This window comes from Pseudomonas sp. LAMO17WK12:I10 (genome assembly GCF_900215185.1).
GTDB lineage: Bacteria > Pseudomonadota > Gammaproteobacteria > Pseudomonadales > Pseudomonadaceae > Aquipseudomonas > Aquipseudomonas chlororaphis.
This window is the reverse complement of sequence record NZ_OBDX01000013.1, coordinates 1-20,277: the sequence shown is the minus strand read 5'-3', so window position 1 is coordinate 20,277 and position 20,277 is coordinate 1. Positions and strand designations below refer to the sequence as shown.

Sequence of the window (20,277 nt, the reverse complement as noted above, 5' to 3'; positions counted from 1 at the left end):
AAGAACCGGGCTTGCAGGCAGTGAGCCCGGTTGTCGTTCTGTCGTGGCGGGTCGCCACAGGGACGCTCGCGGCCCGCCCCCTTGACCCGGGAGGAGAAGCGAAAATGGCCAACTCCGTGAAAAAAATGCCGATCCAGGCTGAAGACAAGGCCACCCGGCGCTCGAGCATGGGCGACCTGTGGCAACCCCTGGAAAAACTGCGGCAACAGGTCGATCACCTGTTCGATGACTTCAATCGCGGCCCCGGCCTGTCACCCTTCAGCCGTGGGCTGTTCGATGTGGATCCGTTCTGGCGGCGCGAACTGATCGGCCGTGGCATGCCCGCCGTCGACATCACCGAGAAAGACGAGAGCTTCGAAATCACTGCCGAATTACCCGGCATGGATCAGAAGAATATCGAGCTCAAACTCTCCGACGGCAGCCTGATCATCAAGGGTGAAAAACAAGAGGAAACCCAAGAAAACAGAAAGGGCTACCACCTGAGCGAACGTCATTACGGCTCCTTCGAGCGGGTGTTCAACCTGCCCAAGGGGGTCGATGCCGAAAAGATCGAGGCGAGCTTCAGCAAAGGCGTGCTGAGTATCTCGCTGCCGAAAAAACCCGCCGCCATGACGGCGGACAAGGTCGTGCAGATCAAAGGCGAATGACCCAGGCCAGCCAGCCCCTTGCCGGGAAAACGGCAAGGGGCTTTTTTTGTTTGACGATGACTCCAGCCCGGCACTTCGCTGGACTGCGCCTAAGCCAGATACAGAAGGTTTATCAATCACTTAGGCGAGTTCAACATAGGCCGATGCTTTCCGAAACCTGGCCCGGCTTCCGGTCGCGTGGTGTTAGGCAAGAGCGTGAGAGGTCACGTTTTGTCGTCTCGTCTTATAGAGTCGGCACAGGGGTGCTGCCGTTCAAGGCTGGAATCTTTGAAAACACGTCAGCCATAAAATCCATGAACACGATAGCCCGCGTGGGGAGCAGTCTATTGGCGACATAAACCATCTGCACGGGGACAGGGGGAGCCGCATGGTTGGTGAGAATGAACTGTAATCTCCCGCTGTTCAGCCCGCCCTCAAACAGCCACGCAGGTCCATGCGCCACACCCAGGCCTGCCACGACCGCCGCACTCACAGCGTCGGGCGAGTTGACCCTGAGCCTGCCGGTAATCGGAATGTCCGCGTCCCGGAACCGCCAGGTCGCCCCGGACGACAGCAAGGTGTAGATGATGCAATCGTGGTCGCGTAGATCATCCGGGGTCTGCGGAACTCCGCGTTTGGCCAAGTAGTCCTTGCTGGCGACGAAGACCCGGTCGTACCACCCAAGAGGCCGGGCGCGCAAGGTGCTGTCCTCCAGCTGTCCTATGCGAATGGCGAGTTCGGTACCTTCATTGACCAGGTCTACGTATCGATCGTTGAGTTGGAGATCCAGGTTCAATTGAGGGTAGCGCTCCAAAAAGGCCGGCACATGCGGCAGCACAAACGCGTGTGCAAGAGCCGTCGGACAGGCTACGCGCAAGAGTCCCGATGGGTCGACGTTGTTCCTGAAGGACGATTCGGATTCATCCACCGCATCCAGGATGCGCCGGATGTCCGCATAGTAGCGTTCGCCCTCCGGCGTCAAGGACAGCTTGCGCGTAGACCGGTGGAGCAAGCGCGTCTGCAAATGATCCTCCAGAGCCGCTACATAGCGGCTTACATTGGGTTGCCCCAGCCCTAGATCCCGCCCTGCCGCCGAAAAGCTCCCAGTTTCTACAGCACGCGCGAAGCATGTCATCAAAAGAAATCGGTCCACTTCGTCGCCTAAATTCATGCTTGATTTGCATGAATCATATGCAAATAGGCAGTCTTATCTACTACGAAGCATGAGCGCATATTGCTCCATGTCGACCGCGGTGGTCGTCATTCACCGGAGAATTCAAATGTCGCGCTTGCAAGGTAAACGTACGCTCATCACTGGCGGCACCAGTGGCATCGGGCTGGAAACGGCAAAGCAGTTCCTGGCGGAGGGTGCTCGCGTGATCGTAACGGGTGTCAACCCCGATTCGATTGCAAAGGCCCAGGCCGAATTGGGCCCGGAAGTGCCGGTGCTGCGCGCCGACTCGGTCAGCGTTGCAGCACAAAAGGAGCTGGCACACGTCATCAAGGAACACTACGGCCAACTCGACGTTGCCTTCCTCAATGCCGGCGTATCCGTCTGGCTGCCCATTGAGGAATGGACGGAAGATATGTTCGACCGCTCTTTCGACATCAACGTCAAAGGGCCGTACTTCCTGATGCAGGCGCTGTTGCCGGTCTTCGCAAATCCTGCTTCCGTAGTGTTGACGACTTCCGTAAGCGCGCATGCAGGCGCAGATCGCTCGTCCGTGTATGCCGCAACGAAGGCCGCATTGCTGAACATGTCGAAGACGCTCTCGACCGAATTGCTGGGCCGTGGCATCCGTGTCAACGCAGTGAGCCCTGGCCCCGTCGAGACTCCGCTTTACGACAAGCTCGGTATTCCGGAAGCTTATCGCGAGCAGCTCAACAAAGAGATCGCGGCAACCATTCCGCTTGGGCGCTTCGGTACCTCCGACGAGGTGGCCAAGGCAGTGCTGTATCTGGCATCCGACGAGTCGCGCTGGACGGTCGGCTCTGAAATCGTCCTTGACGGCGGCCGCCTGCTGAATGGCTAAGCGCGCAACTCAAGAATTGCGCGAATGCAACATCGCCTGGGCTGAGTCAATCAGGTACTGAACGCCCGCCTCAGCACTTAGCGACGAACCAGTCCCATCCAGACTGCGCAAACAGCGGTACGCGGGAAACCTCTGCCGCTGTTTCCGCTTGATAAACCATCCACCAGATTTTCGACGGCCTTGCGCGCATTTCGGCTTGGCGTGAGGCGCTTGAGGCGCGCTCCAGCGTAAGGGATGCCGTTGTCGCAGACTATGCCGATCGTTTCCAAGCGCATCTGCGCCAACAAGGAGCGCTGATCGCTGCCGCTTAGCCGAAGCGATCAGTCAACCCAAGCCTTTCGATCAGGAGTCGGGAACATCACGAATCCATCAAAAAGCGCTCTGATCATCGTTGAGTCTGTCAACGAATGGCTGGCCCCAACGGGTGGACAAACGTGCATGCTTCGAAGGTGCCAAGATCCGACCTAAGTTACTGTTCCGTATAGGTGTATGGTTCAAGTCTGTGTGTGTCGAGGACTTGACATAGGCCCTTTTTTGCCGGCCGGCACACCCGCTCAGCGCGAGCTATTGAGCTCCACGGCAGCCAGGATCAGCGCCTTCAAGGCGGCCTCGTCAAGCTTGTCACCCTCATGCAGATCGATCGCCCGCCGGGTATTGCCCTCGAGGCTGGCGTTGAACAGGCCTGCCGGATCGTCCAGCGCGGCGCCCTTGGCGAAGGTCAGCTTCACCACGTTCTTGTAGGTCTCGCCGGTGCAGAGCATGCCGCCATGGGACCACACCGGCACCCCGCGCCACTTCCACTCCTCGACCACCTGCGGGTCGGCCTGGCGGATCAGCCCCCGGACCCGGGCCAGCATCTCGCCGCGCCAGTCGCCCAGTTCCTCGATGCGCCCGTCTATCAGCTGTGAAGCGCAACCGCTCTGCTCTGCCGGTGTGGCGTCGCTGCTCTGTTTCTTCATCCTGGTCATCCTCTGGCTGAAGGGCGTTGCCCCGACACCTGAGTATCGCTGACCGGGCATTTCCCTCCAGCCAATCGACGAACAGTTCCAGGCCCTCGGACAAATGCAGCGGCTGCACAAATACCACGGCGCCAAGGCGCCCTGGGTGCTGGCGGCCTGGACCGAGAGCTGGCTATCGGAGGCTTTCGCGCCCTGGACCCTGGAAAGCAGCGCGGCCTCGATCGACTGCCCGCTGCTGGTGCTGCATGGCGCGGAAGACCAATACGGCTCGCTGCTGCATCCCGAACGGATCGCCAGGCTGGCGACGGCGCGCCAGCGCTGCCTGATCCTGGAGAACTGCCATCACGTGCCGCACCTCGAGGCGATGGGGGGTTCTCGATGCGGTGGATCAACACTTGCGGATCGATAACGCCTAGCTGTAACGGCTTGTAATCGAACACGGCCGTGCTCCAATCAACGCGTTTTTCGGCTCAGATTAATTGCGATTGACGGCCCCTTCTACTCACCTTAAATGCGAGTGAGCTTGCATTGCGCCGCACCGGCTTGCATTCCATTTCCGTTGGCTCACATGATTTGCATCTATCAGAAATGTCTAATACCGCTCAAGGCCTCATGTTGGTTAGATACAGGGTTTACGACCCAAACCATTAAAAGGATGTTCGCATATGGCTAACCACGGATACATGACCATCTCTGGTAAAGTTCAAGGCTTGATTTCAGCAGGCTGCTCAACCCAAGACTCTATCGGCAATAAGTGTCAGACGGGGCATACCGACGAAATCATGGTGCTGTCTTACAGCCACAACATGGTCAACATTGGAAATATTAATAAGCCCACACCCAGCCCCATCATTATTACAAAAAGCGTTGATAAATCCTCGCCACTCCTCGCTCAAGCACTTTCAACCAGAGAGGAAATGAACTGCACAATTAGTTTTTATCGCGTGTCGTCCTTTGGCATGCAGGAAAAATTCTATTCAGTATCAATCAATGGCGGGATTATTGCTGATCTAACACTTGAAATGCCTCACGCTATTTTGCAGAACGACGCCGAACCGCAAGAACATGTAGCCATCCGTTACCGAGAGATCACTTGGACCCACCATGCCGCTGGCACCAGCGGATATACCACGTGGGGAAATAACGAATGAAACCGGAAAATGAAAGTTGCATGCCGGGTAGCTGTGATTACTGGATGGTCAGTGCCGCAGCTGGAAAACTTGGAAGCCAAGCCAGCACATTAGCCGTTAGACACATTAAAGACGGCACGCTGCGTTTGCAATTCAACCGCGAAGTCGCTTATTACGCCAAAAGCATTGTTAATGATGTCGCGCAGGGTAACAAAAGCCCTGAGCAGGGGCTGCAAGACCTCAGGAACGAACAGAATAGCCTGCTGAGCCAGTCATTGGAGGTTGCTCAAAAAGGCGTAGGAGTAATCGCCGGAGCATTTCAATTTGCAGCAGGCGCTGGGATTTGCTATGGCTCAGCCGGTACGCTGTGCTTATTCCCAGGCTCACTCATGATGGCCCATGGCGCCAATAACATGTATGAAAACGGACGTAACCTTTTAGAGAATAGCTCTGACACCCAAGGCCCCGTCAGGAAGGTTTATCAGGAGGGGGCTAAACTATTCGGCGGCGGCGCACTTGAAGGAGACATGGCTTATGGGACTGCTGACTTAGGACTCTCTGCATATGGCGTCGGAAAAATGGTATTAAAGCCAGATGCTTGGCGCCTATTCAGATATATCCGGACGGATTATGTTCGCGTCTATAAAGCCACAAGCAATTCAGCATTGTCATTCGAAGTGCTATCTGATGGGGTAACTATAAATTCCATGTACCAAGAAGCTAAAGCCAGTGATAAATAATTCGATAATTGCGGCTACTCTGTACTTGTTTTTTTCCTTGACTGTCTTTTTGACGTTTCGCTACACCGTTAAAAAGAAATCAGGGAAAAACTTCAAGACTGGATGGTTCTGGCTTTTATTTTCATCTTCAATACTCTGGGGAATGATTCAGCTAAATGTAGCCAGATATGGCTATATATTATTTCTCCCATCAACCAAAGATATAATTTCGACCAATTATTTAATTCGATGGATCGCATTTATAAGTGTACTCTTTCAAACAACTTGCATTCCAATTAAAGATGAACCAAGACGCTGGTTTTCACGAAAATAACTCTGCAGAAACAGGTTCTCACCAGATAAACACAGCGTTTAAACCCGGCGACAAACACTCGCCTCGAGCCATGTTGGCTTTGGGTGGCCGAATAGATGCGGTCGCCTCATGGCGCTGAATGCGGGACGGAATTATCCGGGCGCAAGAGAGGGCGGGAATCGAGAGCCAGGTGCGCCCCGTGGGCGCACCTGGTTTTTTACAGCGGGGGGTGAATCAGTTCCACGGACGGTCGCCGTGCTCGTCCTTGACCCGGGTCGGCAGGCCCATCAGGTCCAGCGCCTTGAGGAACGGCTCGGCCGGCAGCTCCTCGACGTTGACCATGCGCTGCACGTCCCACTCGCCACGGGCCACCAGCAGGGCCGCGGCCACCGGCGGTACGCCCGCGGTGTAGGAAATGCCCTGGCTGTCGGTTTCGGCAAAGGCTTCTTCGTGGCAGGCCACGTTGTAGATGAACACTTCGCGCGGCTGGCCATCCTTGGTGCCCTTGACCAGGTCGCCGATGCAGGTCTTGCCGGTGTAGCCCGGCGCCAGCGAGGCAGGATCGGGCAGCACGGCCTTGACCACTTTCAGCGGCACCACTTCCAGGCCTTCGGCGGTCTTGACCGGTTGCTCGGAAAGCAGACCGAGGTTCTTGAGCACGGTGAACACGTTGATGTAGTGCTCGCCGAAGCTCATCCAGAAGCGCACGTTGGGCACGTCGAGGTTCTTCGACAGCGAGTGCACTTCATCGTGACCGGTCAGGTACAGGTTCTGCGCACCGACCACCGGCAGGTCGTCGGTACGCTTGACTTCGAACATGGTGTTGCTGGTCCACTGGCTGTCCTGCCAGCTCCACACCTGCCCGGTGAATTCGCGGAAATTGATTTCCGGATCGAAATTGGTGGCGAAATATTTGCCATGGGAACCGGCATTGACGTCGAGAATGTCGATCGAATCAATGCGGTCGAAATACTGTTGCTTGGCCAGGGCCGCATAGGCGTTGACCACGCCCGGATCGAAACCCACGCCAAGAATGGCGGTGACGTTCTTCTGCTGGCATTCCTCGAGGTGTTTCCACTCGTAGTTGCCATACCAGGGCGGCGTCTCGCAGATCTTGCCCGGTTCTTCGTGAATGGCGGTGTCCAGGTAGGCCACGCCGGTATCGATGCAGGCACGCAGCACCGACATGTTGAGGAAGGCGGAGCCGACGTTGATGACGATCTGCGATTCGGTCTCGCGGATCAGCGCCTTGGTCGCCTCGATATCCAGCGCATTGAGCGCGTAGGCCTTGATTTCAGCGGGCTGTTTGAGGCTGCCCTTGGCCTTGACGCTGTCGATGATGGCCTGGCATTTGGAGATGTTGCGCGACGCGATAGCAATACGACCGAGTTCGTCGTTGTGCTGCGCGCACTTGTGGGCCACCACCTTGGCGACACCTCCTGCACCAATGATAAGAACGTTCTTCTTCAATTTCTTTATCTCTCCTTTCCGCCAGCTTACGAGAGGCTGGACAGGTAGTCTTCGAACCCAAATTCACGAACCACCTCGACACTACCGTCGAGTTGTTTCACTACGATGGACGGCATTTTCAGGCCGTTGAACCAGTTTTTCTTGACCATGGTGTAACCCGCCGCGTCAACGAACGACAGCCGATCGCCGATGGTCAGCGGACGATCGAATTGATACTCGCCGAAGATGTCTCCGGCCAGGCAAGACTTGCCGCACACCATGTAGGTGTGTTCGCCCGCGCTGGGCGCCAGCTTGGCGTTCAGGCGATAGATCAAAAGATCGAGCATGTGCGCTTCGATGGAGCTGTCGACCACCGCCAGGTGCTTGCCGTTGTAGAGGGTGTCGAGCACGGTGACTTCCAGCGACGCGCTCTGGGTGATCGCCGCTTCGCCCGGCTCCAGGTAGACCTGCACGCCGTACTTCTCGGAGAACGCCTTGAGGCGCGCGCAGAAGGCGTCCAGGTCGTAGCCTTCGCCGGTGAAGTGGATGCCGCCGCCGAGGCTGACCCATTCGACCTTGTGCAGCAGGTGGCCGAAGCGTTCCTCGATGGTGCCCAGCATCTGGTCGAACAGGCCGAAGTCGGCGTTCTCGCAGTTGTTGTGGAACATGAAGCCGGATATCTGCTCGATGACCGCCTCGACCTTCACCGGGTCCCATTCGCCCAGGCGGCTGAACGGACGCGCCGGGTCGGCCAGCAGGTAATCGGAACTGCTCACCTGGGGGTTGACCCGCAGACCGCGGACCTTGCCCGCGGACGCCTCGGCGAAGCGCTGCAACTGGCCGATGGAGTTGAAGATGATCTTGTCGCAGTTGTCGAGCATCTCTTCGATTTCGTCGTCGGCCCAGGCCACGCTGTAGGCATGAGTCTCGCCGGCGAACTTCTGCCGGCCGAGCTTGAGCTCGTACAGCGACGACGAGGTGGTGCCGTCCATGTACTGCTGCATCAGGTCGAACACCGACCAGGTGGCGAAGCACTTGAGCGCCAGCAGGGCCTTGGCGCCGGACTGTTCGCGCACGTAGGCGATCTTCTGCATGTTGCCGAGCAGTTTCTGTTTGTCGATGAGGTAGTACGGCGTTTTGATCATTTCGAGGCCTCCGGCCAGGCCAGCCAAAAAAAGGATGCGCATTGTGCCTTCACTTGCTGCGTATCGAAAGGGCAGAAAGCACCGCTCGCCGGGTCAGTGCCTCGGCACTGTGCCCGGATCGGCGCTGTCGCAGGCAATGGACCAGGACGCAAACCGCCTGGCGGCCCCTATCCTAGGGGCCCACCATGACGTTCTGACGTGGCGCGCCGCGGTGGCTGGCCCATCGCACTCGCCGCTCAATCATCCTCTTGCAATTTGATGCCCCGGGCGTGCAGCAGGTGGGGCACCACCAGCACCAGCAGGGTCAACCCGAGGAAGGCCGCGGATATGGGTTGGGTGACGAAGATCGACCAGTCGCCCTGGCTGATGGACAAGGCGTTGCGCAGTTGTTTTTCCGCCATCGGCCCCAGCAGCATGCCGACGATCACCGGCGCGACGGGGAAATCGAAACGCCGCATCAGCACCCCGCCCCAACCGATCGCCAGCATCAGCAACAGGTCGAAGGACGAATGGCGCATGCCGTACACGCCGATGGAGGCGAACACCAGGATCCCGGCATTGAGGTACGGCCGCGGGATCTGCAGCAGTTTCACCCAGAGCCCGACCAACGGCAGGTTCAATACCAGCAGGATAACGTTACCGATATACAACGAGGCCACCAGGGTCCAGACCAGCTCGCCGGAAGTCTGGAACAGCAGCGGCCCCGGCTGCAGGTTGTAGTTCTGGAACGCCGCCAACAGGATCGCCGCGGTGGCGGAGGTCGGAATGCCCAGGGTCAGCAGCGGCACCAGGGAACCGGTGGCGCTGGCGTTGTTGGCGGCTTCCGGGCCGGCCACCCCTTCGATGGCGCCCGGCCCTTTGCTGGCGGCAAAGTCTTGCGGGTGCTTGCTCAGCTTGCGCTCGGTGGAATAGGACAGGAAGGTCGGGATTTCCGCGCCACCAGCCGGAATCGAGCCGAACGGAAAGCCGATCAGGGTGCCGCGCAGCCAGGCGGGAATCGAGCGTTTCCAGTCCTCGCGGGTCATCCACAAGGACGTCAGGCGATGCCGGCCGGACGCTTCCTCCTTTTGATACAGCAGGCTGTACAAGGCCTCCCCCACGGCAAACAGGCCGACCGCCACCAGCACCACTTCGATGCCATCGACCAGCTCGGGAACGCCCAGGGTGTAGCGGGCAATGCCCGAGGTCGAGTCGAGGCCGATCAGGCCAATGCCCAAGCCGATCCCTAGCGAGGCGAAACCGCGCAGCATGGACGCGCCGAGCACTGCCGACACCGTGGTGAAGGACAGCACCAGGATCGCGAAATACTCCGCGGGGCCGAACTTCAGCGCCAGCATGGCGACGATGGGGGCGAACAAGGTCAGCAGCACCGTGGCGATGGTCCCGGCGAAAAACGAGCCGATCGCCGCGGTGGCCAGGGCCGGCCCGGCGCGGCCGTTGCGGGCCATGAGATTGCCCTCCAGGGCGGTGACCATCGAGGACGACTCGCCCGGGGTATTGAGCAGGATCGAGGTGGTCGAACCACCGAACTGCGCGCCGTAATAGATGCCGGCGAACATGATCAGCGCGCCGGTGGGATCGACCTTGGCGGTGATCGGCAACAGCAGCGCCACGGTCAGCGCCGGGCCGATCCCCGGCAACACGCCGATCGCCGTGCCCAGCAGGCAGCCGATAAACCCCCAGAGCAGATTGATCGGCGCCAGCGCCGCGGAGAAACCTGTCGCCAGGCTCAAGAGAATGTCCACCGTGTGACCTCCTTCGACCCGGTTCAGATCCAGGCGTTGACCAGGGGTGGCAGGGCCACGCCCAGCCCGGCGTTGAACAGCCAGTAGATCGGCAGGGTCAGGGCGATGCCGATAGCCAGGTCCCGCAGCGGACGCCGGCTGCCGAAACCCCGGGCCGAACAGGCGAACAGCAAGCCGGCGGCCAGGACGAAACCGATCAGGTCGATCAGCACGGCAAGCGCCACCAGGCCGGCGGTGACCCAGGCCACGCCCAGCCTGCCACCGGGCAGGGCCTGGGCGGTTTCGTCGTCGTGGACGGCCAGTTCGCGGAAACCACCGGTACAGGCCTGATAGCTCAGCAACAGGCCCACGGCGCCGAGGAAGGCGGCGACCGCGCTGGGATAGACATGGGCACCGAGGATGACGAAGCCCATCTCGGGCGGAAAGCGCAAGGCGCCGATGACCAGCACCAGGCTGATGGCGATCAGCCCCAGGCCAATCGCCAACTGCGACAGCACGACCCTGCTGCGCCCGGCCATCTCAAAGCAGCCCGACCTTGACCAGCATCGCTCGCAGGCGCAGGTGTTCCTCGTCGACGAACTGGCCGAACTCATCACCGGTGAGGACGCTCGGCGACCAGGCGTTGGCTTTCACATTGTCCTGCCAGACCTTGCTGTTGGTGGCGGCCAGCACCGCGTCGGTGACTTGCTTGCGCTGCTCGGCGCTGAGGTTGGCCGCGCCATAGACACCGCGCCAGTTGCCGATGATCACGTCGTAGCCCTTCTCCTTGAGGGTCGGCGCATCGATGCCGGGCACGCGCTCCGGAGCGCCGATGGCGAGCAGGCGGAACTGCTTGGACTGCACGTACTTGGCCAGCTCGGCATAACCGCCGGTGATCACCGTGATGTGGCCGCCCAGGGTCGCGGCCACCACTTCGCCGCCGCCGGCGTAGGCGACGTAGTTCACCTTGTTCACCGGCACGTCCATCTTGCTCGCCAGCTCGGCGATGCCGATATGGTCGATGGACCCCTTGGAGCCACCGCCCCACTTGATGCTGGCCGGGTTGGCCTTGAAGTCCTTGAGCAGGTCTTCGAGGGTCTTGTAGGGCGAATCCTCACGCACCGCCAGCACGTTGTATTCGGTGAACAGCCGGGCGATCGGCGTCACGTCCTTGAGGCTGATCTGCGGCTTGTTCTGCTCCACCGCCGTGACCATGATCGCCCCCACCACCAGCAGCGCATTCGGGTCGCCCTTGGTGCTGTTGGCGAACTGCGCCAGGCCCAGGGTGCCGCCGGCCCCGCCCTTGTTCTCGAAGGTCACGGACTTGGCCGTGCCGGCCTCGAGCAAGGCCTTGCCCAAGACCCGCGCGGTCTGGTCATAACCGCCGCCCACGGAGCCCGGGGCCATGAACTTGACCGTATCCAGGGCAAACGCCGGGGTTGCGAGGGTGAGCGTGGCGAGGCTGGCGGCAAGGGCCATGCCGCGGCTGAATCGACGCAGTGCTGTAAACATCAGGTTTCTCCCGAGACTATTGTTTTTGTTGATACCGGTTGAATGCGCCCAGGGCTGCCGCCCTGTGTGGCCTGCGATTAAGTGTAGACGGCCGGCGGTGGGCGACCGCCAGAGCAGAGAACCCAGGGAAAACAAGGCGCCCAGAGCCTGGATTCGGGGTGGGTTGGCCGGCATGCAACCCGGCCGTGCCAATCAGCGAGGGAGGATCAGCGATTCGGCCAAAGAGGATCGGCGATCCTTGCCATCACGAGCGGGTCTTCACGGTGATGAACATGTGCAGCCGATCGTGGATCTCCTGGAGGGTGTGGCGAAACGGTTCATGTTTGTCGCTGGTGACCGGGTCCTCGAAGTTCCAGACGATCACCTCGCCGGAGGACGGCATGCGCGCGGCCTCTTCCGAGGACTTGTCGCACAGGGTGATGACATAGTGGAACTGCTGCCCGGCGAACGCGTCGAGGGCCTTGCTGCGCAGCCCGTCGGTGGCGATGCCCAGGCGTTGCCCCGCCGGTTGATCCCGGCGTGACCTGTGAAGGGTTGAGTTAGAGCGGCAGAACACCCTGGCGGCAACAGCTGGCTGGAGGAAGGCCCGCCGCGTGTGCGGACAAGGCTCGGTCATCAGTTGTTACATATCAAGCCATGCAGCACGCCGAAGCGCAGCCCCGGTTCGGAAGGCGTCATATGGGTGACGCCAAACACCTTGAACGCCGCCAGCATCACCGCCAGGCCACCGGGCAGGATGCCCAGGCGATGGGATTGCAGCCCGGCCAGCCGCAGGCGCTTGACATGCCCGGCCTCCAGCAGGCGCAACGACAGGCGCAACAGCCCGCCGTAGGTGATGCCGTCCTGGCCATAGTCGTTCAGGCCGTTGGCCTTGAGCACCTTGGCCAGGAACCGGGCGGTGCCCGAGGAGCCTATGGCCTGCTGCCAGCCGAGCTGGCGATAACGCCGGGCGACTTTCTCGAACTTCAGGCTGGCCAGGCGCTCGGCTTCCTGCAGGGCATGAGCCGAGACCGCGCCGCCCGGAAAGTAGCGCGCGCCGAAGCTCCCGCTGCCAATGGCAATGCTCTCGGTCAGCAAGGGCTGGGCGCCCTGCCCGAGGATCAACTCGGTGGAACCGCCGCCGATGTCCACCACCAGCCGCATGCTTTCGCTGCCCGGCACCGTATGGGCGACGCCGGCATACACCAGCCGCGCCTCCTCATGCCCGGAAATGACATCGATGCGAAACCCCAGGTGACGCTCGGCGCTGGCCAGGAACAGCGGCGCATTGTCGGCTTCGCGCACGGCGCTGGTGGCCACCGCCCGCACCCGACCGGCCTCGAAACCGCGCAGCTTCTTGCCAAAGCGCGCCAGTGCCTGCCAGCCCCGGTCCAGCGCCAGCTCGTCCAGGGCGCCCTCCTGGAAGCCCTCCGCCAGGCGCACCGGCTCACGCAGGGTCTTCACTTCCTGGATCATGAACCCCTGGCTGCGCCGGACCGGCTGGCCGATCATCAGGCGAAACGCATTGGACCCAAGATCAATGGCTGCGAACAGAGAAGCGTCGCCTTTCATGGGGGGATTCCTGGCAGATTCATCGACCGGCAGGCCGCGGCCTGTCGACTACTAAAGACGGTTTGCGGCGATCTTGCCATGACGTCGATGACGCCAAGATGACAGCCGCCCGCCTTGATCCGCCCGGCAACCCGGCTGGCGCCCACCCGGGCCGGCCCCTGCCGCAGCCCGGTCACGAAAGGCTGTTCGGCGGCAAGGGGACTGTCATCATTGGGTCATTTTTCGCAGTGATACTCGCGTTATCAGCAACGCGTGCTCTCCTTTAACGCTGCCATCTTGGGCGGCTTTTTTTTGCCCGAAAATCCTCGCGACCACCTTGCCGGATCGAGACAGCCTGCCTACCCATCAAGGGCTGCGACATCCATCACCGCCGCTGCTGCGACCGCGTCGGCACAAGGCTCGCCGCCATCGTCCAGGCGGCTGCGAGCGAACAGGGCCGCTGAACGCAGGGCTTGCCTGGCCGAACGCAAGTAGAACGCCTGCAACTGAAACACATGCCACCTCGCGGCATGCACTTCCAGGCGACAAGCCACGCCGCAGTGCAGCGCGCGCTCGGCCAGGCGTGTGGCGTCCGCCAGCAGCAGTTCCTGGTCCCCCACCTGAATCAGCATCGGCGGCAGCCCGCTCAAGTCGGCGCTCAATGGACTGTGCAACGGGCTCTGGGCAGGCGCTGCGTAGGCGCGCAGCCCTTGCTCGAGCCAATCGCGCCGCAGCATGGGATCGGCGTACTGGCGGGTGATAAGGGTTGGCCCGCTCAACGTCGTATCCGTCACCGGGGACAACAGCAGCAGGCCCGCGGCAAAGGGCTCGCCCCGCTGTTGCAGCGTCAGCGCCAGGGCCTGGACGAGAGAGCCACCCGCGGAGTCGCCGGCCAGCAGGATCTGCCGCGCCGAATAGCCTTGCGCCCGGATCGCCTGGTAACAGGCCAACGCATCTTCCAGGGCCGCGGGAAACGGCTGTTCCGGCGCCAGCCGATAGTCCGCTACCCAGACGGCCATCCCCGCTTCCCGGGCCAGGCGGCTGGTAACGCTGCGGTGAGTGGCAGGGCCACCCAGGCAGAAGGCACCGCCATGCAGATAAAGCATCACCCCACCCGCCTCGGCATGGCCCGGTGTCAGGATTCGCAGCGGTACGCCCGAGACGTGGGCCCGTGCCTGGATCACGCCAGCGCAGCCCGGCATCAACCAGGACAGGCCGTTGACGATCCGCCGCTGGGTGGCAATGCTTCGCGGCGGACCGATCAGCGCCCGGAAGCTCACCCGCAAGAGTTGGCGCAACACGCCGGCACTGAGGACTTCGAGACCATCACGGGGCTCGGCAATCACCTGCCCGTAGACCTGGCCCGACTCGCTGGCCAGCGCCCTGGAAAAACCATAGGCGCGCAATGCCGAATAACGGGTCAGCCAGCGATAGGACAAGGTGAAGCCCGGCCAGTTGGTGCTGTTGTTGCCCGCTGCATCGACATACCAGCTCTTGCAACCGCTCCACACGGAACCGGCCAGGCGGCGCTGGATCCGTTGATGAAAACGCTGCTCAGCCTGGTCATCGACCTCGACGGTGGTGGCCGCAGCCTTCTGCATCGCGCGCCAGCAGCGCATGACATGGGATATCTGGCTTTCCAACATGTAGACGATCGAGTTGTGCCCCAGGTTGGTATTGGGGCCATACAACATGAAGAAGTTGGGAAAGCCCGGCACCGCCAGCCCCAGATACGCGCGTGCGCCCTGCTCCCAGGCATGCTGCAGCCCCACCCCGCCGCGCCCGACGATCGTCATCGGTGCAAGGAACTGCGTCGCCGCGAACCCCGTGCCATAGATGATCGCATCGATCTGGTGGTGCTTGCCGTCCAGCGTCTCGATGCCCTGCTCGGTGATGCGCCCGATACCCTCGGTGATCAACCGCACATTGGGCCGGGCCAGGGTCTTGAGGTAATCGCTGGACAGCAGGATGCGCTTGCAGCCAATGGGGTAATCCGGGATCAGTTGCCGGCGCAGCTGCGGGTCACTGACCGACTGGTTCAACAAGCGGCGAAACGGCAGGCCGACCGCCCACTTCATCAGCCCCTTGAAGCGGGTAAAACCCAGGGCCCTGGATTCGTAGCGCAGGTAGATGGCGGCACGATGCAGCGCCATGCGCCAGGGCCTCCTGGCGAACAGCTGCTTTTCTTCGTCGCTGTAGGCGCGATCGGGCCGGGGCAATATGTAGGCTGGCGAGCGCTGGAATACCTTGAGCTGCGCCACCGGGTCGGCGATGGCCGGCACGAACTGGATCGCCGAAGCGCCCGTCCCTATCACCGCCACCCGTTTCCCCGCCAACGAGTAGCCGTGATCCCAGCTCGCGGAATGGAACACACGCCCCTTGAACGCCTGCATGCCTTCGAACGTCGGCAGCGCCGGCCGGCTGAGCTGGCCAGTGGCGCTGATCAGCAAGGCGGCGCGATGCACCCGCCCACCGACTTCGGTGACGCACCACTGCGCGCTGGCCTCGTCGAATCGCGCCGCCCGTACTTCAGCGCCGAAACGGATGTGCCGCTGCACCTCATACTTGCGTACGCAATGCTGCAGATACCCCTGTATTTCGGCTTGCGGGGCAAACATCCGCGTCCAGCCGGGGTTGGGTTCGAATGAAAACGAATACAGGTGCGACGGCACATCGCAGGCAGCGCCCGGGTAACTGTTGTCTCGCCAGACGCCGCCGACATCCTGCTGTTTTTCCAGAATGATGAAGTCCGTGACGCCGGCCTTGCGCAGCGCGATGGCCATGCCGATGCCGGCAAAACCCCTGCCGATGATCACGGCGGTGAGTGGCGCCGTCGATTGCAGGTCAGGTTCGAGTTGGGGCATGCAGCACCTCTTTTGTTGTTTTTTTCATGGGCAGGCACAGGTCTTCGCATGATCAGGTCCCAGGGCTTCCCGCTAATCCCGATCAGCGTAGCCTGCGCGCCCATCATGCTTGCCCGCCCTCGCCAGTCCCATGACGTAACGGGACAGATACTTTAGTATTCAGGCCAATTCCTTTCCCTGACCCAGGTCGCGAGCATGAACATGCTGGAGTTGTCGCGGGGACCGGCCAGTGCCCTGCTGATGGTGGATTTCGGTCGCGAAAGAGGCTTCTCGCCTGCGCGATTGCTGGCCGGTTCGGGCCTGTCGCTGGCCCGGCTGGCAGATCCCAACTTCGAGCTGTCATGCGCCCAGGAACTGCGCCTGATCAATAACCTGCTCAACCTGTCGGGACACCCGCAGGGGCTGGGCTATCAAGTGGGCGAGCGCTATCACTTCTCGACCTACGGGCTGTTCGGTTATGGCCTGATCAGCAGCGCGACCGCCGGTGACGCCTTGAAGCTGGCCCTGCGCTTCTTGCCGCTGACCTACGCGTTCACCCGAATCGCCTACCATGAGCAACCTCCGCTCGGCATCCTGACGTTCACCGAACCGACGCTGGCGGACGAGTCGCTCAGAGACTTTGTGATCGAACGCGACATGGCCGCCGCCGCGGTGCTGCTCAAGGAAATAGCTGGCCGCGAGTTCTCGCTGGCGGGTTTTACCCTGAAGAAGAAACGCCCGGTCGATCAGGTGGCGGCCAGTGCCGGCAATATTCTTGGCATGCGCCCCGCCTACCTCGCCGACCGCAACAGCCTGGCCTTCGATCGTTCGCTGCTGAGCCGCCCGCTCCCCCAGGCAAACACCGTCACCGTCGCGATGTGCGAGCAGATGTGCGCGCAATTGATGGAGCGCCGCAGCCCCCGCACGGGCACCGCCGAGCTGGTCCGCCAGTACCTGAACATCGCCCCCCTGGGCGTACCGCCAGACCTGCCGGGCATGGCCAGCCTGATCAATCTCAGCGAGCGGACCTTGAAACGACGCCTGCACGAGGAAGGCACCTGTTACCGGCACCTGCTGGAGCAGTCGCGCAGCGCCGCGGCCCTGGAGTTGCTCGGCGACCCGACGCTGAAACTGACAGACATCGCCGAAAAACTGGGCTACAGCGACCTGTCGAGTTTCTCCCAGACCTTCAAACGCTGGTACGGCGTATCCCCCAGGACCTATCGCCACGCGTCCAGGGCCACTTAGGCAACAGCCAGGCCGGGCCTGACTGCAAAGCGCCCTCGCCTACAACGTCAGGCTGCCCTCGATACAAGTCACCACCGAGCCGCCGATCCAGATTTCATCGCCGACCTGCTCGACCTGGATGCGCCCGGCCCGGCCCATGTTCAAACCCTGGCTGACCACATAGGACGCCGGCGCCAACCCCGCGCCCAGCAGCCATTGGGCGATGCCGGCGTTGAGGCTGCCGGTGGCCGGGTCTTCCGGCATGCCGTCGCCGGCGATAAAGGCCCGCACCTCGAACTGCGCCGCGTCGCCATCGAGCTCGGGGTTCCAGGGGGCGATCACTCCGACCGCAAGGCCCTTGAGCTGTGCATAGTCGGGTTGCAGGTCGAGCACCTGGCCGCGCTCGGCCAGCAGCACCGCCAGCCAGCCGGCGCCGTTGTCCACCCATTGCGCGTCGACGATGGCATCGGGCGCCAGCCTCAGGCCCTGGCGCACCTGCTCCAGCAATCCGTCATCGACCGGGCCGGACTTGAGCAAGGGCGGCGCGAGAAACGCCAGCTCGGCGCCGTTGCGGCGAATGCGCACCAGGCCGACCGCGCACTCCTGGACGATCTCCTCGCCCTTGGGCACGCCGCCGGCTTCCAGCCAGGCATGACAGCTACCGAGGGTCGGATGGCCGGCGAACGGCAGCTCCTGCAGGGTGGTGAAAATCCGCAGGCGGTAGTCGGCCCGCGGGTCCCGGGGTTCGAGGATAAAGGTGGTTTCGCTGAGGTTGGTCCAGTTGGCGAACGCCGCCATGCGCGCGTCGCTCAACTCATCGGCGCCGAACACCACCGCCAGCGGGTTGCCCTTGAGCGGCTGGTTGCTGAAGACATCCACCTGCTTGAAATCGAATCGGCTCATTACGGGTCCTTGTCTGAATGAACACGGCCAGGCCTGGAACCGGCCTGACCTGCAAAAAAGCATACCTGTAGCCGCTGGCGAAGCCTGCGATCGATGACGCAGTCATCGCAAAAGGACCCACGCGTTGTGCCAGACAGAACGCGTCGTCAGGTTCTACGACGACTTCGTCGCCGAGCGCAGCCTGCGGCAGCGGCTACAGAGAGGGCAGTCAGACCGGCTTGGGAATTTCCAGGCCGCGGATCACCGCCGGGCGCGCGAGGAAACGCTCGAGCACGCGCTGCACGTTGGGGAAGTCCTTGAAGCCCACCAGATCGCCCGCTTCATAGAAGCCGATCAGGTTGCGCACCCAGGGGAAGGTAGCGATATCGGCGATGGTGTAGCGTTCGCCCATGATCCAGTCGCGGCCTTGCAGGCGGCCCTCGAGCACGCTCAGCAGGCGGCGCGATTCGGCGACGTAGCGGTCGCGCGGACGCTTGTCCTCGTAGTCCTTGCCGGCGAATTTATTGAAGAAGCCCAGCTGGCCGAACATCGGGCCGATGCCGCCCATCTGGAACATCAGCCACTGAATGGTCTCGTAGCGCGCCGCGGATTCCTGGGCCAGCAGTTGCCCGCTCTTGTCCGCCAGGTAGATCAGGATCGCCCCCGACTCGAACAGCGCCAGCGGCTGGTCGCCCGGGCCGTGGGGGTCGAGGATCGCCGGGATCTTGTTGTTCGGGTTCAGCGAGAGGAACTCGGGGGACATCTGGTCGTTGGTTTCGAAACTGACGCGATGCGGCTCGTAGGGCAGCCCGATCTCTTCGAGCATGATCGAGACCTTGACGCCGTTGGGGGTCGGCAAGGAATACAGCTGAATCCAGTCGGCGTACTGCGCCGGCCATTTCTGGGTGATGGGGAATGCATGGAGATCGGTCATGACAGGCTTCCAATGACAGTCAGATGAAAGGCCGTGGCCCGGGGCCGGGCGCGACGGCGCTAGATTACAGGCATCGGTCCGCGGCGCGCATTCTTAAATTCGAAACATCCGGTGGTTAAGCTTCCCGGCAGCCAGACAGCGGTGCGGATAAAGTGACGGGCCACGCTCGCAGCCCCATGCCCGGATCGAACCAAAAGGCGTCCTGGGACTCTGAGCACTACCTACGGGTAGAACACTCGTTCAACGACAGGGAAAACCACGCGAAGCGGGAGCTCGCCGTGGAAAGGTTTGTCAGCCTTAACCGATTGCGCTGAAGTACCGACGATCCATGAAGAATCTGCTGAGTTTCACCCAACGCCTGCAACACCGGTCCTACGTGTTCTTCCCGGCGCTGCTGCTGACCAGTGGGCTGCTGCTGTCGCTGGAGTCCAGCGAAAGTCGCGCCCAGCCGGTGGACGGCACCCAGACCCTGGTCTTTTTGCGCCACGCGGAAAAACCCGCCGGCGGCCTCGGCCAGCTCAACTGCCAGGGCCTGAACCGCGCCATCGACCTGGCGTCTTTGCTGCCGGAAAAATTCGGCAAGGCCAACTACGTGTTCGCCGCCAACCCGACGCGCAATGTCGAGGAAGGCGAGTTCGACAACTCCTACAGCTACATCCGCCCGCTGATGACCATCAGCCCCAGCGCCATCAAGCTCGGCCTGCCGGTGAACATCGAATTCTCGGCCAACGACACCAGCGAGCTGGCCGACGAGTTGCTGCATGACCGCTATCACAACTCGATCATCTACACCGCCTGGTCCCACGGCTACCTGCCGGAGCTGATCAACAAGGTGGCGCGCGAAGCCGTCGGCGAAAAACGCACCATCACCGACGACTGGGCCTCCAACGACTTCGACTCGCTCTACGTGCTGACCCTGACCTGGCACAACGGCAAGGCCACCCTCGACAGCCGCAGCTACAAGCAGGGCCTGGATAACGGCGAGGAAAACTGCCCGACCTGATGCGTTCGGCTCCCGGTTCCTAATGAAATGGTCACCCCCTCCCCCCCTGTGAAGGCCACTAAGCTTTCACAGGGCACTCCCGGAGGCCATTATCATGAGCAACCCAGCCATTATCGGTATCGATCTTGGGAAGAACTGTTTCCATCTCCACGGCCAGGACCACCATGGGCAGGAGCTGTTCCGTAAGAAATTCAATCGATCCGGCCTCTATAAATTCCTGATCGCGCTCGCACCTTGCACCTTGCACC

The 20,277-nt window shown here is 61.6% G+C and carries 19 protein-coding genes and 1 pseudogene; 8 read left to right on the top strand and 12 right to left on the bottom strand.

Features of this window, described 5'->3' with window-relative positions; translation table 11 throughout:
• The first annotated feature begins 104 nt into the window (after positions 1–104).
• On the top strand, positions 105–647 hold the full coding sequence (locus CRO75_RS15605; RefSeq protein WP_097136602.1) for an Hsp20/alpha crystallin family protein: 543 nt from the start codon (positions 105–107) through the stop codon (positions 645–647).
• Between the two features lie 223 nt (positions 648–870).
• Here CRO75_RS15605 and CRO75_RS15595 read toward each other — a convergent pair whose 3' ends face one another.
• Positions 871–1,779 (bottom strand): LysR family transcriptional regulator, encoded by a 909-nt coding sequence (locus tag CRO75_RS15595; protein ID WP_097136804.1) that lies wholly within the window; start codon positions 1,777–1,779, stop codon positions 871–873.
• Between the two features lie 127 nt (positions 1,780–1,906).
• Here CRO75_RS15595 and CRO75_RS15590 point away from each other — a divergent pair, with 127 nt between their 5' ends.
• Positions 1,907–2,659 carry an SDR family oxidoreductase gene (locus tag CRO75_RS15590; RefSeq protein ID WP_097136802.1) on the top strand — a complete coding sequence of 251 codons (753 nt, stop codon included), beginning with the start codon at positions 1,907–1,909 and terminating at the stop codon, positions 2,657–2,659.
• A 554-nt stretch (positions 2,660–3,213) separates the two neighbouring features.
• Here the strand turns inward: CRO75_RS15590 and CRO75_RS15580 are convergent.
• A complete protein-coding gene (locus CRO75_RS15580; RefSeq protein ID WP_097136601.1) occupies positions 3,214–3,618 on the bottom strand; it encodes a DUF1801 domain-containing protein in 405 nt (134 codons plus the stop codon).
• Between the two features lie 103 nt (positions 3,619–3,721).
• Here CRO75_RS15580 and CRO75_RS15575 point away from each other — a divergent pair, with 103 nt between their 5' ends.
• From CRO75_RS15575 to CRO75_RS15565, 3 genes are all read left to right on the top strand, one after another.
• Positions 3,722–4,027, top strand: coding sequence for an alpha/beta hydrolase (locus CRO75_RS15575; RefSeq protein ID WP_097136598.1), 306 nt, complete (start codon positions 3,722–3,724; stop codon positions 4,025–4,027).
• 256 nt (positions 4,028–4,283) lie between these two features.
• On the top strand, positions 4,284–4,769 hold the full coding sequence (locus tag CRO75_RS15570) for an Hcp family type VI secretion system effector (protein ID WP_097136596.1): 486 nt from the start codon (positions 4,284–4,286) through the stop codon (positions 4,767–4,769).
• Positions 4,766–5,488 carry a DUF4225 domain-containing protein gene (locus CRO75_RS15565; protein WP_239990591.1) on the top strand — a complete coding sequence of 241 codons (723 nt, stop codon included), beginning with the start codon at positions 4,766–4,768 and terminating at the stop codon, positions 5,486–5,488. The genes CRO75_RS15570 and CRO75_RS15565 overlap by 4 nt, the downstream gene beginning before the upstream one ends.
• 526 nt (positions 5,489–6,014) lie before the next feature.
• Here the strand turns inward: CRO75_RS15565 and CRO75_RS15560 are convergent.
• The 8 genes from CRO75_RS15560 to CRO75_RS15525 form a co-directional block, all read right to left on the bottom strand.
• Positions 6,015–7,250: a saccharopine dehydrogenase family protein gene (locus CRO75_RS15560; protein WP_097136595.1), complete on the bottom strand. Its 1,236-nt coding sequence runs from the start codon at positions 7,248–7,250 to the stop codon at positions 6,015–6,017.
• 26 nt (positions 7,251–7,276) lie between these two features.
• Positions 7,277–8,374 (bottom strand): carboxynorspermidine decarboxylase, encoded by a 1,098-nt coding sequence (gene nspC, locus CRO75_RS15555; RefSeq protein ID WP_097136799.1) that lies wholly within the window; start codon positions 8,372–8,374, stop codon positions 7,277–7,279.
• A gap of 236 nt (positions 8,375–8,610) precedes the next feature.
• Complete coding sequence (locus CRO75_RS15550) at positions 8,611–10,119, bottom strand: tripartite tricarboxylate transporter permease (RefSeq protein WP_097136592.1); 1,509 nt, start codon at positions 10,117–10,119, stop codon at positions 8,611–8,613.
• Between the two features lie 23 nt (positions 10,120–10,142).
• Positions 10,143–10,637 carry a tripartite tricarboxylate transporter TctB family protein gene (locus CRO75_RS15545; protein ID WP_009043153.1) on the bottom strand — a complete coding sequence of 165 codons (495 nt, stop codon included), beginning with the start codon at positions 10,635–10,637 and terminating at the stop codon, positions 10,143–10,145.
• Between the two features lies 1 nt (position 10,638).
• Positions 10,639–11,610, bottom strand: coding sequence for a tripartite tricarboxylate transporter substrate-binding protein (locus tag CRO75_RS15540; RefSeq protein ID WP_097136590.1), 972 nt, complete (start codon positions 11,608–11,610; stop codon positions 10,639–10,641).
• Positions 11,611–11,854: 244 nt separating this feature from the next.
• On the bottom strand, positions 11,855–12,226 hold the full coding sequence (locus CRO75_RS15535; protein ID WP_239990590.1) for a hypothetical protein: 372 nt from the start codon (positions 12,224–12,226) through the stop codon (positions 11,855–11,857).
• The gene (locus CRO75_RS15530) at positions 12,226–13,161 is read right to left on the bottom strand and encodes a Ppx/GppA family phosphatase (protein ID WP_053260509.1); all 936 of its coding nucleotides are present in this window, start codon (positions 13,159–13,161) and stop codon (positions 12,226–12,228) included. Before CRO75_RS15530 ends, CRO75_RS15535 begins: the two co-directional genes overlap by 1 nt.
• A 338-nt stretch (positions 13,162–13,499) precedes the next feature.
• The gene (locus CRO75_RS15525; RefSeq protein WP_097136588.1) at positions 13,500–16,004 is read right to left on the bottom strand and encodes an alpha/beta hydrolase fold domain-containing protein; all 2,505 of its coding nucleotides are present in this window, start codon (positions 16,002–16,004) and stop codon (positions 13,500–13,502) included.
• 195 nt (positions 16,005–16,199) lie between these two features.
• Between CRO75_RS15525 and CRO75_RS15520 the strand changes: the two genes are divergently transcribed.
• Positions 16,200–17,231 carry an AraC family transcriptional regulator gene (locus CRO75_RS15520; RefSeq protein ID WP_097136586.1) on the top strand — a complete coding sequence of 344 codons (1,032 nt, stop codon included), beginning with the start codon at positions 16,200–16,202 and terminating at the stop codon, positions 17,229–17,231.
• Positions 17,232–17,270: 39 nt separating this feature from the next.
• Here the strand turns inward: CRO75_RS15520 and CRO75_RS15515 are convergent, their stop codons facing one another.
• Both CRO75_RS15515 and CRO75_RS15510 read right to left on the bottom strand, forming a co-directional pair.
• Entirely contained in the window at positions 17,271–18,113 is an 843-nt protein-coding gene (locus CRO75_RS15515; RefSeq protein ID WP_097136584.1) for a PhzF family phenazine biosynthesis protein, read from the bottom strand.
• A gap of 208 nt (positions 18,114–18,321) precedes the next feature.
• Complete coding sequence (locus CRO75_RS15510) at positions 18,322–19,026, bottom strand: glutathione binding-like protein (protein ID WP_009043146.1); 705 nt, start codon at positions 19,024–19,026, stop codon at positions 18,322–18,324.
• Between the two features lie 328 nt (positions 19,027–19,354).
• Between CRO75_RS15510 and CRO75_RS15505 the strand changes: the two genes are divergently transcribed.
• Positions 19,355–20,029: a histidine phosphatase family protein gene (locus CRO75_RS15505; RefSeq protein WP_097136583.1), complete on the top strand. Its 675-nt coding sequence runs from the start codon at positions 19,355–19,357 to the stop codon at positions 20,027–20,029.
• A gap of 94 nt (positions 20,030–20,123) precedes the next feature.
• Positions 20,124–20,277 (top strand): annotated as a pseudogene (locus tag CRO75_RS33215) (IS110 family transposase); the annotation flags it as partial.